This is a genomic window from Hyphobacterium sp., from assembly GCF_965229905.1.
Taxonomy (GTDB): Bacteria; Pseudomonadota; Alphaproteobacteria; order Caulobacterales; family Maricaulaceae; genus Hyphobacterium.
The window spans coordinates 2535333-2549395 of sequence record NZ_OZ245930.1; the positions used below are offsets into that span (position 1 = coordinate 2535333).

General features: G+C 60.7%; 14 protein-coding genes. 9 read left to right on the plus strand and 5 right to left on the minus strand.

What is annotated here, in order from left to right; translation table 11 throughout:
• Positions 1-3: 3 nt before the first annotated feature.
• Genes ACO08C_RS12675 through ACO08C_RS12690 form a run of 4 tightly spaced genes read left to right on the plus strand, consistent with a single transcriptional unit; the run spans position 4 to position 4963 of the window.
• Positions 4-1473: an NAD-dependent succinate-semialdehyde dehydrogenase gene (locus tag ACO08C_RS12675; RefSeq protein WP_421786082.1), complete on the plus strand. Its 1470-nt coding sequence runs from the start codon at positions 4-6 to the stop codon at positions 1471-1473.
• On the plus strand, positions 1470-2171 hold the full coding sequence (rpiA, locus tag ACO08C_RS12680) for a ribose-5-phosphate isomerase RpiA (RefSeq protein WP_421786084.1): 702 nt from the start codon (positions 1470-1472) through the stop codon (positions 2169-2171). The genes ACO08C_RS12675 and rpiA overlap by 4 nt, the downstream gene beginning before the upstream one ends.
• 54 nt (positions 2172-2225) lie before the next feature.
• Positions 2226-3602: a glutathione-disulfide reductase gene (gene gor, locus ACO08C_RS12685; RefSeq protein ID WP_421786086.1), complete on the plus strand. Its 1377-nt coding sequence runs from the start codon at positions 2226-2228 to the stop codon at positions 3600-3602.
• A complete protein-coding gene (locus tag ACO08C_RS12690) occupies positions 3578-4963 on the plus strand; it encodes a class II 3-deoxy-7-phosphoheptulonate synthase (protein ID WP_421786087.1) in 1386 nt (461 codons plus the stop codon). The genes gor and ACO08C_RS12690 overlap by 25 nt, the downstream gene beginning before the upstream one ends.
• On the opposite strand, the gene ACO08C_RS12695 is transcribed toward ACO08C_RS12690, so the two are convergent.
• On the minus strand, positions 4960-5952 hold the full coding sequence (locus ACO08C_RS12695) for a LysM peptidoglycan-binding domain-containing protein (RefSeq protein WP_421786089.1): 993 nt from the start codon (positions 5950-5952) through the stop codon (positions 4960-4962). The genes ACO08C_RS12690 and ACO08C_RS12695 overlap by 4 nt on opposite strands.
• Before the next feature lie 99 nt (positions 5953-6051).
• Between ACO08C_RS12695 and ACO08C_RS12700 the strand changes: the two genes are divergently transcribed.
• Positions 6052-6597: a TIGR00730 family Rossman fold protein gene (locus tag ACO08C_RS12700; protein WP_421786091.1), complete on the plus strand. Its 546-nt coding sequence runs from the start codon at positions 6052-6054 to the stop codon at positions 6595-6597.
• Here ACO08C_RS12700 and gltX read toward each other — a convergent pair.
• From gltX to ACO08C_RS12715, 3 genes are all read right to left on the minus strand, one after another.
• Entirely contained in the window at positions 6594-7922 is a 1329-nt protein-coding gene (gene gltX / locus ACO08C_RS12705) for a glutamate--tRNA ligase (RefSeq protein WP_421786093.1), read from the minus strand. The genes ACO08C_RS12700 and gltX overlap by 4 nt on opposite strands.
• Before the next feature lie 78 nt (positions 7923-8000).
• Positions 8001-9644 (minus strand): NAD+ synthase, encoded by a 1644-nt coding sequence (locus ACO08C_RS12710; RefSeq protein ID WP_421786095.1) that lies wholly within the window; start codon positions 9642-9644, stop codon positions 8001-8003.
• A gap of 43 nt (positions 9645-9687) precedes the next feature.
• Positions 9688-10611, minus strand: coding sequence for a Gfo/Idh/MocA family protein (locus ACO08C_RS12715; RefSeq protein WP_421786096.1), 924 nt, complete (start codon positions 10609-10611; stop codon positions 9688-9690).
• A 140-nt stretch (positions 10612-10751) separates the two neighbouring features.
• On the opposite strand from ACO08C_RS12715, the gene ACO08C_RS12720 reads away from it, so the two are divergent.
• From ACO08C_RS12720 to ACO08C_RS12730, 3 genes are read left to right on the plus strand one after another with little or no spacing between them, the layout of a single operon-like run.
• The gene (locus tag ACO08C_RS12720) at positions 10752-11582 is read left to right on the plus strand and encodes a hypothetical protein (protein ID WP_421786098.1); all 831 of its coding nucleotides are present in this window, start codon (positions 10752-10754) and stop codon (positions 11580-11582) included.
• A complete protein-coding gene (locus ACO08C_RS12725; protein WP_421786100.1) occupies positions 11579-12574 on the plus strand; it encodes an NADP-dependent oxidoreductase in 996 nt (331 codons plus the stop codon). Before ACO08C_RS12720 ends, ACO08C_RS12725 begins: the two co-directional genes overlap by 4 nt.
• Positions 12571-13335 (plus strand): hypothetical protein, encoded by a 765-nt coding sequence (locus ACO08C_RS12730; RefSeq protein WP_421786101.1) that lies wholly within the window; start codon positions 12571-12573, stop codon positions 13333-13335. Before ACO08C_RS12725 ends, ACO08C_RS12730 begins: the two co-directional genes overlap by 4 nt.
• Here ACO08C_RS12730 and ACO08C_RS12735 read toward each other — a convergent pair.
• Complete coding sequence (locus ACO08C_RS12735; RefSeq protein ID WP_421786103.1) at positions 13332-13520, minus strand: hypothetical protein; 189 nt, start codon at positions 13518-13520, stop codon at positions 13332-13334. The two genes, ACO08C_RS12730 and ACO08C_RS12735, sit on opposite strands and share 4 nt — an antisense overlap.
• 208 nt (positions 13521-13728) lie before the next feature.
• Between ACO08C_RS12735 and ACO08C_RS12740 the strand changes: the two genes are divergently transcribed.
• Positions 13729-13995, plus strand: coding sequence for an HU family DNA-binding protein (locus tag ACO08C_RS12740; RefSeq protein WP_421786105.1), 267 nt, complete (start codon positions 13729-13731; stop codon positions 13993-13995).
• The last annotated feature ends 68 nt before the right edge of the window (positions 13996-14063 follow it).

Consider the following 14063-nt stretch of genomic DNA (forward strand, 5'->3'; position numbering starts at 1 on the left):
AGCATGGATCTGGCGGAACGGTTGAACGACCCGGCGCTTTTCAAGACGCAATCCTATGTCGGAGGCGCATGGATCGGAGGTGACACCAGCTTTGCGGTCGACAATCCCGCCAATCGCCAAAAGCTGGCGGAAGTGGCCGATGTCGGCGAGGCTGGTGCCAAGGCGGCCGTCGCGGCGGCCTCTGACGGGTTCAAAGTCTGGCGCAAGACGTCGCCTTTCGAGCGCTCGCGCATTCTCCTGAAATGGCTGGACCTGATCCAGGACAATACGGACGATCTTGCCACGTTGATCACTGCCGAGATGGGCAAGCCCTGGCGCGAAGCCAAGGGCGAGATTGCCTATGGTGCAGCCTTCATTGAATGGTCAGCGCACGAGGCCGCACGCGTGCATGGCGAAACGCTGCCCGTGCCAGCGCCTGGCGCGCGCGGCTGGACAATCCGGCAGCCGGTGGGCGTGGTGTCCTGCATCACGCCCTGGAATTTCCCGGCGGCGATGATCACGCGGAAAGCCGCACCGGCATTGGCGGCAGGCTGTTCGCTGGTGATCAAGCCGGCGCCGGAAACGCCACTGACGGCGCTAACCTTGGCCGAACTGGCGGATCGTGCGGGTTTCCCGAGGGGCGTGTTCAACCTGATTTGCGGCGATGCTTCGAAGCTCGGCCCCATAATGACCGGCTCGCCCGAGGTGCGGATGATCGGTTTCACCGGCTCGACCGAAGTCGGCAAATTGCTGATGCGCCAGGCGGCAGATGGTATCAAGCGCGTGGCGTTGGAGCTTGGCGGGAACGCGCCCTTTATTGTCATGGACGATGCCGATCTCGATGCCGCCGCGGCTGGTGTTGTTCAGGCGAAGTTCCGTTCCGGCGGGCAGACCTGCGTCTCGCCGAACCGGATCATCGTTCAGGACGATGTGGCGGACGATTTTGTAGAGCGGCTGCAAGCCAGGATTTCCGAAGTGAAGGCGGGTGACGGATTTGCGCCGGATAGCGATATCGGCCCCTTGATCCACGACGAAGCGGTTGAACGCGTCGATGCGCTGGTCAAACAAGCCGTTTCGGGGGGAGCCCGGGTGGTCGTCGGCGGACAGCCATTGGCTGACGAACTTGGCGGATCGTTCTATGCACCGACGCTGATCGAGGGCAGCGGGTTCGATTCCGAGATCGCCCGCAGCGAGATTTTCGGACCGGTCGCCTCGGTCTATCGCGCTGGCGACGAAAAACACATCCTGGACCTCGCCAATGACACGCCCTACGGCCTGGCCGCCTATCTCTACACCCGCGATATCGGCCGGGTGCACCGCATGTCCGAGGGGCTCGACTACGGAATGATCGGCGTCAACGCGCCGATGGTCGGATCCGCATCAACGCCCTTCGGCGGCATGAAGGAATCCGGCATTGGCCGCGAAGGCGGCAAGTGGGGCGTGGAGGAGTTCACCGAGCTGAAATACGTCCTGCTGTCGGGCGTGAATTCATGAGCGCCGCAGTACAGAAAGCCAACGCCGCGGCTGCCGCACTTGAATATGTCAGCGATGGCATGACGGTGGGGCTGGGGTCCGGATCGACTGCGGAAGTCTTCGTTCAGCTGCTCGGGGAGCAAGTCCGTGACGGTCTGAACATCATCGGCGTGCCAACTTCCGAGCAGACCGCCAAGCTGGCGAAAGATTCCGGCATCACACTCAAGCCGATCGACCATGTGGACCGGATTCAGGTCACGGTCGACGGCGCCGATGAAGTTGATGGGCGGTTTCAGCTCGTCAAGGGCGGGGGCGGTTGCCTGCTGCGCGAGAAGATCATCGCGCATGCCTCTGACCTGCTGGTCGTGATCGTGGACGAAACCAAGTTGAAAGCGCAACTCGGCGCCTTCCCGCTGCCAGTCGAGGTCGACCCCTTTGCGTTCACCATCACGGCAAAAAAAATCTACGACGCGCTACGCGCCAGTGGCATCGCGCATGCGGACGTTAATCTACGGCGGCGGGGCGATGGGTTGGAGCCTTTCCTGACGGATGGCGGTCACTACATCTTGGACTGTAGCTGCGGTGCCATTCCCGATGCGCCGGCGCTTGCCGACCGGTTGCTGCGTATTCCCGGCGTCGTCGAGCACGGGCTGTTTATCGGGTTGGCGCGGGTGGTGATCGTCGGTGAAGATCACGGCGCGCGGGTCATGGAACTCTAAGCGCCGGGCGAAGCTGGCGGTTATCCGAAACAAGCTGAGCGAGGAGCCAATCTATTGGCCGATTATGATTACGACCTCTTCGTGATAGGTGCCGGATCCGGCGGTGTGCGCGCGGCGCGAATGTCTGCTCTGCGCGGTGCCCGGGTGGCGATTGCCGAAGAATACCGGGTCGGCGGGACGTGCGTAATCCGCGGATGCGTACCCAAGAAGTTTCTCGTTTATGCTTCGGCTTATTCCAAGGCCTTCAAAGAAGCTGAAGGCTATGGCTGGTCGGTTGGCGACGCGCGGCACGACTGGACAACGCTTTGCGACAATTTGCATGCTGAAGTCGACCGTCTGTCCGGCATTTATTGGAAGAACCTGTCAAACTCGGGCGTTGAGATTTTCCAGGACCGGGCCGAGCTGATCGATGCCAACACTGTCAAGTTGGTGAAGGACAGCCGGACAATCACGGCCAAATACATTCTTATCGCCGTCGGCGGAAAACCTGCCCGCCTTGGCATTGAAGGCGAGGAATTTGCGATTTCGTCGAATGAGGTGTTTCACCTCAAGCAAAGGCCCAAACATGTTGTAATCCAGGGCGGCGGTTACATCGCGTGCGAATTCGCGCAGGTGTTTGCGGGTCTGGGATCAAAAGTCTGCCAAATATATCGCGGCGACACGGTGCTGCGCGGTTTTGATGACGACGTTCGCGCGCACGTGCATGAGGAATTAAAGCGATCCGGTGTGCGGGTCATGACGCATGCAAACATTACGCGCATTTCGGAATTGGCCGGTGGGCGGCGAAAAGTGGAAACGGATACCGGCGAAGAGATCGAGGCTGACATTGTGATCCAAGCCGTCGGTCGCATCCCGCATACCGATGGGCTGGGGCTTGAGGCGGCCGGCATTGAGACGGCGGCAAATGGCGCAATAGCCGTCGACACATACTCCCAGACGAATATCGACAACATCTACGCGGTGGGCGATGTGACCGACCGGATCAACCTGACGCCGGTGGCGATCCGCGAAGGGGCGGCGTTCGCGGCGACCGTGTTCGGAGATGAGCCCACCGCTTTCGATCACGCCGATGTCGCGAGTGCCGTTTTCACGCAGCCGCCGGTCGGGGTGGTCGGTTTGACCGAGCATGAGGCCCGGCAAAAGTTCGGCAAGGTCGATATTTACAAAACGACATTCAAACCAATGAAAAACAGCCTGTCCGGGTCGGAAAGCCGCATGTTGATCAAGCTCGTCGTGCGCCAGGATAATGAGCAAGTGATCGGCGTACACATGGCGGGTGATGACAGCCCGGAAATAATTCAAGCCGTGGGCATCGCTGTGAAAGCCGGTTTGACCAAGTCGCAGTTCGATGCAACCTGCGCTGTTCATCCGACTGTTGCGGAAGAATTGGTGACGTTGAAAGAAAAATGGAAACCGCCGGAAATCTCGTGAATTGGACGCCGTCTACTTGGCGTAACCGGCCGGCTGCTCAGCTGCCGGACTATCCCGATGCGGCCGAGCTGACCCGTGTTGAAGGGGAACTCGCTGCGAAGCCGCCGCTGGTTTTTGCCGGCGAAGCACGGCGGCTGCGCCGCCAACTTGCCGATGTGGCGGCTGGCAAGGCCTTTTTGCTTCAAGGCGGCGATTGCGCAGAGAGCTTCAAGGAATTTTCCGCCGAGAATGTTCGCGACACCTTCCGGGTGATCCTGCAGATGGCAGTGATCCTGACCTTTGCTGCGGCCAAACCGGTGGTGAAAGTCGGACGGATTGCGGGTCAATTCACCAAGCCACGGTCCAAACCGACCGAAACGGTGGACGGCCGCGAACTGCCGAGCTATCGCGGTGACAGCGTCAATGACATGGCGTTTGAGGGCGATGCCCGAACGCCCGATCCGCAGAGGCTGGTCCGCGCTTACGAACAGTCTGCCGCGACGATTAACCTGTTGCGCGCGTTTGCGTCCGGCGGTTATGCCGACCTCAACAACGTTCACCGATGGACACTCGAATTCGTCAAGGATTCGCCGGCGAGCGATCGTTATGCCGAGCTCGCCAACCGGATTTCGGAGGCGTTGGCTTTCATGCGCGCATGCGGCGTGACCGGTGATGCCGCGCGCAGCCTTGAGGGCGTTGATTTCTATACCAGTCACGAAGCCCTGCACCTGCCGTTCGAGCAGGCGCTGACGCGACGCGATTCGACCGGCGATGCCTGGTTGGCGACATCTGCCCACATGCTGTGGATTGGCGAGCGCACACGGCAGCCGGACGGCGCGCATGTCGAATTCATGCGCGGCATCATGAATCCGATCGGTGTGAAGTGTGGGCCGACGATTCAACCCGATGATCTGTTTGCGCTGCTGGACAAGCTGAATCCCGATAATGAAGCTGGCCGAATTGTGCTGATAACGCGCATGGGTGCCCAGACAGTACTCGACCGGCTGCCGTCACTGGTGCGCGCTGTCGAGGAAGCCGGCCGGTCCGTTGTGTGGTCGTGCGATCCGATGCACGGCAATACGGTGAAGACCGAGAGCGGTTATAAAACGCGTGATTTTGATCGGGTGCTGGCCGAGCTCGAAGGCTTTATGGCGGCAGTGTCGGGAGAGGGCGGATATCCTGGCGGCGTTCATTTTGAGATGACCGGTCAGGACGTGACGGAATGCGTCGGCGGAGCAAAACCGCTGACCGAAGCCGATCTTTCAAGCCGTTATCACACGCATTGCGATCCGCGCCTGAACGCGGATCAGGCCCTGGATATGGCCTTCCGGATTGCTGAAGCGTTATCGGCCGCCCGCGACGGTCGCGCGCACGCGGCCTAGCCGCCGTCGGTCGCGTCCTCGGGCTGATCGCCTTGGCTGGGCGTTGAGAAAACCTGACCCGGATAGATGAGATCGGGATCCCGGATCTGATCGCGATTGGCCTGATAGATCACGGTATAACGCATGCCTTCGCCGTAAAGCCGGCGGGCGATCCGCCAAAGGCTGTTTCCGGGTTGAACAATGACGCGGCCTTCACCCAGCTGAATGGCTTCGGGCGCCATGCGCTCGAATGGCAGCGCGATAACAGCCTCGACCTGACCATCTACGGACAACATGTCGATCTGAAGGTCGTAAACGCCGGGGGCCAGAGACTCCGCAGCGCGCAGCGACCAGCGGCCATTCACGTCGGTCGCCGTTTGCCCGACAATCGCGCCGTTGGCGAAGACCCGGACGCGGTTGCCCGGCGTCGCGCGTCCGGCAAATATGACAGCGCCGCTATCGTCGTAATCCACGGTTTCCAGCGAAAGCGGCCCCATAGACACGCCGGTCATCGGCCCCTGACGGACTTCGCTGGGTTCGCCGGGCTGGGTGATCACAACCAGCGGGATTTCATCACGCGAAGGCGGAATCGAAACCAGCACGCTTTGCTCGGAGACGATGAGGTCGCCAGCGTCGTTTTCCATTTCCAACGTCAGCTCGAGCGCGCCAGCGGGAAGTGGCGTTTCGTCGGTGATAATTACGACCCATTCACCGCCATTATCAATCGACGTCTCGGAAATCGTCTCGTCATTGCCAAGGATCCGAAGTTGCCAGCCCGGCATGCCGCGGCCCGCAATAACCGCTGTCCCGGCCGGATCTATGCGCACAATGTCGAATGTCGGCGGTGGCGTCACCGGCGAAATTTCCGGCTGCTCGGTTTCCGCAGTTTGCGGATTTGCAACATCCAGCTCCACCGGGGTTAGCGTGCGCGTCAGAACGAAAACCGCTGCCGCGCCGATCGCCAGGGCAGCCAGAATTCCCGCTAGAATGAGGGACCGCATGGCGGTCATGCTGAACTCCTTTTTTGTCGGTGTATCACGGTCATCAACGGTCGCAAGCTGTGCATTCCCGCCCTAGGATCACAATGTAGTTCAATAGGGCAGGAAGAAATGGCGAAAGTGCGGTCGATCGGTGTTTTTTGCGGTTCGGCGGAGGGCCGGAATTCCGTTTATGGCGAGGCGGCAGACGCCGCCGGCAAGGCCATTGCGAAAGCGGGCGCGCGTTTGGTGTATGGCGGTGGCGATGTCGGCTTAATGGCCCGCGCCGCTCAATCGGCGTTGGACGCCAAAGGCGCCGTTCTCGGCGTCATCCCTGAGTTTATGATCCAGCGCGAGGGTTTGCTTAAAGCAGCCGAAACCCGTGTCGTGACGACAATGTCGATTCGCAAGAATATCCTGATCGAGGAGAGCGACGCCTTCCTCATACTGCCTGGAGGTGTCGGGACGCTGGAAGAGATATTCGACGTATTATCGCGCCAGCGTCTTGCGCAACACGATAAGCCGGTAGCGTTCCTGAATGTCGAGGATTTCTGGGATCCGTTTTTCCAGCTCTTGCATCGAACCGAAGACGAAGGATTTACGCCGGACGGCTTCCACGATCATGTCAGCCTGCATGACGACCCCGAAGACGCCGTCGCCCGTCTCATGCGCAACTAGCCCTGCAATCGGCGCAAAACGCGCTCACGGCCGATCAATGGCAGAAGTTCGGACATGTCCGGGCCGTGCCGTTGGCCGGTCAGCGCCAAGCGAAGTGGCAAAAACAGGTCTTTGCCCTTTCGGCCTGTTTCGGCCTTCAGCGTGGTCGTCCACTCACCCCAGCTCCGGGTTGTCAACTTACCGTCCGGAAGAGACTCTGCCGCCTGCCGCGCATAAGCCGCATCCTCAATGACCGGATCGACCGGGCCGGCGATTAGCTGGTGCCAGTCCACGGCGTCGGACAGTTTTTCGAGATTGGGGCGAACGGCATGCCAGAAGGCTTCGCCATCGTCGGCACCCATGGCCGCCAGCCGCGGTTTCACATCCACATAGTCCAGAGCATGCAGGACGCCGGCATTCAGCCGGTGCAGCTCGGCGGGATCGAAGCGCGCCGGTGCCCGCGAGAACTTGTCGAAGGAAAAGCTGTCGATCAGCGCCTGAAGATTTGTGACCGGCTCGATCGGATCCGACGTGCCGATCTTCGCGAGCAGCGACAGGATTGCCATCGGCTCAAGGCCTTCCTCGCGCAAGTCTGAAATCGCCAACGTACCGAGCCGCTTGGACAGCTTGCCGCCATCGGCGCCGACAAGCAGAGCCTTGTGGCCAAAAGCGGGCGCTTCTCCACCGAGCGCTTCGAAAATCTCGATCTGGGCACCGGAATTGGTGACGTGATCTTCGCCGCGGATAATGGTTGTGATGCCAGCCTCGATGTCATCGACCACGCTGGGCAGGGTGTAGAGATATGAACCGTCCTCGCGGATCAGGATCGGATCCGAGAGCGATGCGGTATCAATGGTGGTGTCACCGCGAACCAGATCCGTCCAGCTGACGGGCTTTCCGGACAGTTTAAACCGCCAGTGCGGTTTTCGGCCCTCTGCCTCGTAGGCGGCTTTTTGGGCATCGGTCAGATCAAGCGCGGCGCGATCGTAGACCGGCGGCTTGCCCTGCGCGCGCTGGATTTTGCGCTTCCGGTCTAACTCATCCTCGGTCTCGTAGGCGGGGTAGAGCAGGCCCAGCGACTTTAGCTTGTTGGCGGCAGCCTTGTATTTGTCAAAGCGGCCGGACTGGTTGAAGCTCTCATCCCAATTCAGGCCAAGCCATTCGAGATCGGCACGAATACCATCCTCATACGCCTTTGTTGAGCGCTCAAGATCGGTGTCGTCGATCCGCAGCAGGACCGTTCCGCCGGTCTGGCGGGCATACAGTACATTGGTGAGCGCTGTTCGGACGTTTCCGACGTGTAAGCGGCCGGTCGGGCTGGGAGCAAAACGGACTTTGGTCGTCATGGGATCAGGCCTGCTGGAATGCGAGCGCGCGGCTTAGCGCCGTGGCGCGTTTTCGGCAAGGGCAAGCGGCGGCTGGGGCTATTTTGCCGACCGGAACTTGTTAGTGATCGGATAGCGCCGGTCGCGGCCGAAATTTTTGCGGCCGATCTTGACGCCCGGCGGGGCTTGGCGCCGCTTGTATTCAGCACGGTAGAGCATGTTTTCGATGCGGGCGATCAGCTTGGGATCATACCCGGCGGACGCGATCTCCTTCGGTCCGTGCTCATTCTCGACGAGACCGGTGAGGATCGCATCGAGCACGTCGTATTCGGGCAACGAATCCTGGTCGGTCTGGTCCGGTTTGAGCTCCGCTGACGGGGGCTTGGTGATGATCCGTTCCGGAATCACCGTGCCCGCCGGGGCCATGCCCGGTGAGGTGTTCTGCTCGTTGCGCCATCGGGCGAGGCGGTAGACGTCGGTCTTGTAGACGTCCTTGAGCGCATTGTAGCCGCCATTCATGTCGCCATAGAGGGTGGCATAGCCGACCGCCATTTCCGACTTGTTGCCGGTGGACAGGACCATCGGGCCGAACTTGTTGGACAGCGCCATGAGTACAACGCCGCGGATTCGCGACTGGATGTTCTCTTCCGTCGTATCCGGTTGGCGTACCGCGAACGTGTCGGAGAGAATATCACCCATGGATGCAATCGCCGGCTCGACGTCAATGATGTCGTATCGGATGCCGAGGGCTTCGGCACAGGCCTTGGCGTCTTCGAGGCTGTGGCGGGAGGTGTATTTCGACGGCATCATGACGGCCCAGACCCGATCGGGCCCGAGTGCATCGGCAGCGATGGCCGCAGAGATGGCCGAGTCTATTCCGCCCGACATGCCCAGTACGACGCCCGGAAAACCGTTCTTGTCGACATAGTCGGCAAGTGCCAGGCACATCGCTTTCCAGTCGGCTTGGAGACCGGTGGTGAGCGGCGCGAGCGTTTCGCTTGTTCCGCGCCAGCCCGCCGTGGTCTTTTCCCAATCGGAGAATGCGATTGCAGACTCAAACGCGGGCAAGCGCTGGATCTCCTTACCGTCGGAATTCCAGGCAAAGGATGCCCCGTCGAAAACGAGTTCGTCCTGGCCGCCGACCTGATTCACGAACACCAATGGCACATCGATGTCGGCCCATTTTTCGAAGGCGGCTTTGCGCTCGGTGTCGATCGAACGGCGCCAAGGCGAACCGTTGATCGAAATGAAGATTTCCGCGCCGGCCTTGGCGAGCGCGCGCGGCGCGTCCTCGAGCCAGATATCTTCGCAGATTGGCAGGCCCAGCTTCAAACCGCGCCATTCGACCGGTTCGGGGAGCGGCCCCGGCGCAAACACGCGTTTTTCGTCGAACACCGCATAATTGGGCAGGTCATGTTTATAGCGGACCGCCGTGATGCCGTCGTCGATCACCACAACGGCGTTGTAGACCTTGTTTTCCTCGCGCCAGGGCGCGCCGATGATCGCGGCAATGCCCGGTTCGGCGGCGAATGTTTCAATGGCATCACGACAGGCTGCGACGGCGGCCGGCTTCAAAACCAGGTCTTCTGGCGGATAGCCAAGAATGAAGAGCTCCGGAAACACGACGAGGTCGGCGCCGTTTGCCGCGGCTTCTGCACGTGCTTTCCGCGCCAGTTCAAGATTGCCGGCGATGTCGCCGACGACAGGATTGAGCTGGGCGGAGGCAATACGCAGCTTGGTCATGCGCGCGATCTAGACCCGGTGCGAAGCGGGTTCAAGCCGGAAGTCAGAGCCCGGCTGCCCGATCAATATCGCGGGCGACGGCCAACGCGGCCAGGCCGGCTTCGGCCGGCACCGCAACCGGCGTGCCATCAAGCACCGATTCAATGAAGGCGTTCACATTGGCGCCGAGCGAGTCCCTGGCTTTCGGATCTTCCGCAAACTCGGCGTTGAGGTCGAAGCCGGTTTCGTTGACGAAGGTCTTGGCGACGAAGTCGACTTCCAGGAAGCCGCTTTCGTATTCGATCCGCATCACACGATCGAGCGCTTCGGCCGCTCGGCTGGATTCCAGATACGCCTCGAACCCATCCTTGAAGGTCAGCCGCGCTTCAGCGGCATCCGGCGTTTCAGTGTAGATCCTGCGGGCTTTGGCCTCGAGATCGGTCATCTCCGATTGCGCCAGAGCCATGACCAGGTCGAGATCGTGGATCATTAGATCGACCGTCACGGACACATCGAGATTGCGCGTTGACCGGAGACCCATGCGCCGCGCTTTGATCCGCCGCGGCGCCGCGGCGATATCGAACACGCCCATGGCATTGAACACGAAGCGTTCCTGGTGACCGACTTGCAAGACCAGCTGATTTCGGCGGGCGAGGTCGACAAGCTCCCGTCCCAGTGCGGCCGTATCGGCGAGCGGCTTCTCGACGAGCACATGCTTGCCAGCGGTCAGGGCCGTCTTCACCGCGTCGTAGTGGGCTATGGCAGGGCTGGCGACCGTGACCGCATCGCATGCGCTGATCAGCTCCTGCATATCGCGGTATGCGCGGCAGCCCAGATCGCGGGCAAGGGCTTCCGCCCGATCCGGATGCACGTCGTAAACGCCGACCAGATCGGCACGATCAGCGGCGCTGTACTTGCGGGCGTGATGCCCGCCGAACACGCCGGCTCCGATGACGCTGGCCCGCAATGTGGTGTCGTTCAGTCCCATGGCCGGTGACTAGCAGGCCGATCCTTACCAACAAGGAAAGCCTGCAGCGGATCGCTTCAATAATTATTGCCGGGTCTTACGGGGCTAAACCCTTGTGGGAATCCGCGACGCGACTACCTTGTGAAGCAGGGAGGGGCCCCATGAACGACACGCGGGATCCGCAAGACGCCAAACCGACGCGCAGCGATGTCGATGACGTTGCCGATGCGTCCTTCGGCGTCGACACGCGGATATTCCGGACGGTCTGGGATACCTTCATATTCACGCCGAGAGTGGTCGAGGCGGCATTCTCCGGCGACCGGAAGACATACGTTCCGATCATCCGGCTGTTCCTGGTGCTGTTCGGCGCGCAGTTCGCGATGATGGCGTTTCTGGGCTTGCCGGTAGGGGTGACGCTGGACGCCCTTGAAACGACACCGGACATGGCGCGGGCTATGGAAAGCTGGCTTGCCGAAGCCGGTCGCAGCTATGACGAGGTCAATCGCGCCCTGGAACAGGCCGCCGCGCTGACCACGACGCCGCTCACCTTTATCGCATCAGCGATGTATATCCTGCTGTTGAAAGCCTACCGGCCGCAGCGAAGCTTTTTCGGGCATGCGCTGGCCTATCTTGCGCCGGTCAATGCCAGCTATATCGCCCTGTTTATCTGCATCGGTATCTGGTTTGCGGCAGGATTCGCGTTGGGCTTCAGCCAGGAAATGATGATGGCGGGTTTCGTTTTCGCGCTGACGCTTTCATTGGTGTGGTATTTTGTTGCGGCCGGCCGGGTGATCGCCCGCTTCTATGCGAAGTCTGTCATCGTGACGATCCTGCAGGTCCTTGGCCTGTTTCTGATGCTCATCCCGATGCTGATCGTGCTGGTGATCGGTCAATACGGAGTGGCCGAAATCGTTCTGCGTGCCGGATTCGATCTTTCGCTGGGTGACCTGTTTCTTGCCAGTGTCGAAGCGCCCGAAGGAAATGCTCCATGAAATCTCGTGAAATCCACCTGACCGCCTATCCCAAGGGCGAGCCGACCGCCGATCATTTCGAACTGGGCGAGGCCGACATTCCCGAACCGTCCGATGGCGAGGTGCGCGTGGTCAACAAGTGGCTCTCGGTCGATCCCTATATGCGCGGGCGGATGAGCGGTATCCGCACCTATATCGATCCGTTCCGGCTGGAGGCGCCCATGGAAGGCGGAGCTGTCGGGCAAGTTGAAACCTCAAATCATCCGGATTTCTCCGAAGGCGACTGGGTCATGTCGATGCATGGCTGGCGGGAAGCCTATGTGACCAAGGGTGAGGGCTTGCAGAAGCTGGATACGTCGCACATCGCACCGGAAGACTATCTCGGCATTGCCGGGCTGACGGGCATGACTGCCTATGTCGGCCTGAAACGCTGTATCGATCTCCAGCCCGGCGAAACGGTCTGGATTTCCGCGGGCGCTGGCGCCGTCGGTTCGGCTGCGATTCAGTTCGCCAAGGCGATGGGCGCCAAAGTGGTCGCAACGGCCGGCGGTGCGGAGAAGGTCGAGTACTGCAAGTCGATCGGTGCCGATGCCGCGGTCGACTACAAGTCGGCCGACAATCTTGCCAAGTCGGTGAAGGAAGCCATCGGCGGCGGTGTTGACGGGTATTTCGAGAATGTCGGCGGCACGCATTGGACGGCGGCCCTGGAAGTGCTCAAGCCGAAAGGCCGCATCGCGGCTTGCGGCATGATCCAGCGCTACAACGACGCCGGTGCACAGCCATTGCCGGACAATCTGACCAACATCGTCGCGAAATCCCTGAAAATCCAGGGCTTCATCGTGTCCGACCATTTCGACATGCTGCCGGACTTTATTTCCGATCTCGGCCAATGGATGGCCGCCGGCAAGGTTTCGCCCCGCAACACGGTCAAGAACGGGATTGAAAACATGCCGGGAGCCTTCCTCGGCCTGTTTTCCGGTGAGAACACCGGCAAAATGCTGGTCAAGCTGTGAGCGATCGCGCGCCGGATCCGAAAAAGGACCCGATCCGGGAGAACGATCCGGCGGATATCCAACGGGCGACGGAAGAGGTTTTAGGGTTCAATTTCCGTTCGCTGAAAACGCTAAGAGATCTGACGATCCGGCCGGACGTGGTGTTTGCGGCTTATGCGAACCGGGACACGGTAACCTATACACCGGCCCTGCGCCTGTGGCTCGGAATTCTTGGCATCCAGATCGGTCTGTCTTTCCTGTGGGGCGGGTATGCCGACATCATGCGGCGGCAGACGTCGCAGATGACCCCCGAACAGATCGCCCAGATCGAGAGCGGTTTTGGCGTCTCTTTCGATACCTATATCGATACGGTGGCCGAGGCCTCGGCGGTCTTGCATGCGCCATTGGTGGGCCTCGCCACCGCGATCATTGCGCTGATCCCCGGACTGGTCGGGCGTAACCTAAGCTGGCCGGCGCGGCTCAACATCACTTTCGGTATCCTGTCGGTGGGATCGATCGTCGGCGTCGCCATGATGCCGATTGCGGCAAACATCGTGAACGGCAGCTACTACACCTTGCCGGTGCTGCTCGCGCTGTATTTCGTCGTGCACTTCCGTGGCACGCCGGGGATCGGGATCACGGACCTGAAAACCCGTATCTGGCGCGGCGCTCTGTTTTCCGTGGCGACACTGTTTTTTGTTCTCGTCGGCGGTGTTTTGATGTCCGTAGCCAGTATCTTCTGGTTTATTTTTCAGCTGCAGACCGGTGCGCTCGCAAGCTAGCGCCGGGCGATCAGTCCCAGCACGTATCCACCCGAAACGGCGCCAGCCAGCTCGGGCCAAAACCCGCCGATTCCGATCGCCTTGAGCAGGGCAAAACCGGCTATAGCGGCCAGAATCGGCGCGGGAATCAGCCGAATCAGCTGCAAGGCGCGGCCGGTATTGAAGGGTGGTTCATCTCGGGTCATGGCCCATTTCGCAGCGCAAAAGGCATGCCGGGCTGCAAAAAACCCGGGAAAACCCAGAAAAATCCTTGCTGCACAGGCAAATTCCAGCGTTTTACCCTTGCGTTGAGCCGCTTCCGGGTCCTCAATTGGGGCGTCAACAGTTCTGTTGCGCGCCAAGGCCTTGTTGCACGGCGCAAAACACCAACTCAATTTTTGGGGGAGACCCGCAATGAACAAATCTGATCTCGCCAAAACCGTTGCCGATTCCACTGGCATGTCGAAGGCACAAGCCGGCGAAGCGGTGGATGCCACGATCGACGCCATCGTGTCGGCCGTTAAAGGCAAGGACAACGTCCAGCTGGCCGGCTTCGGCACCTTCTATGCCAAGCACCGCGAGGCCCGTCAGGTTCGCAACCCGCGGACCGGCGAGACGATGATGTCCAAGGCGAAAACGTCGGCGGCTTTCCGGCCGGCTGCGAGCCTGAAAGACATCTAGGTCTTTTCGGAACTCCGAAACAGCGCCGTCCGGGACCTCTCGGGCGGCGTTTGCTTTTGCGCTGGCAT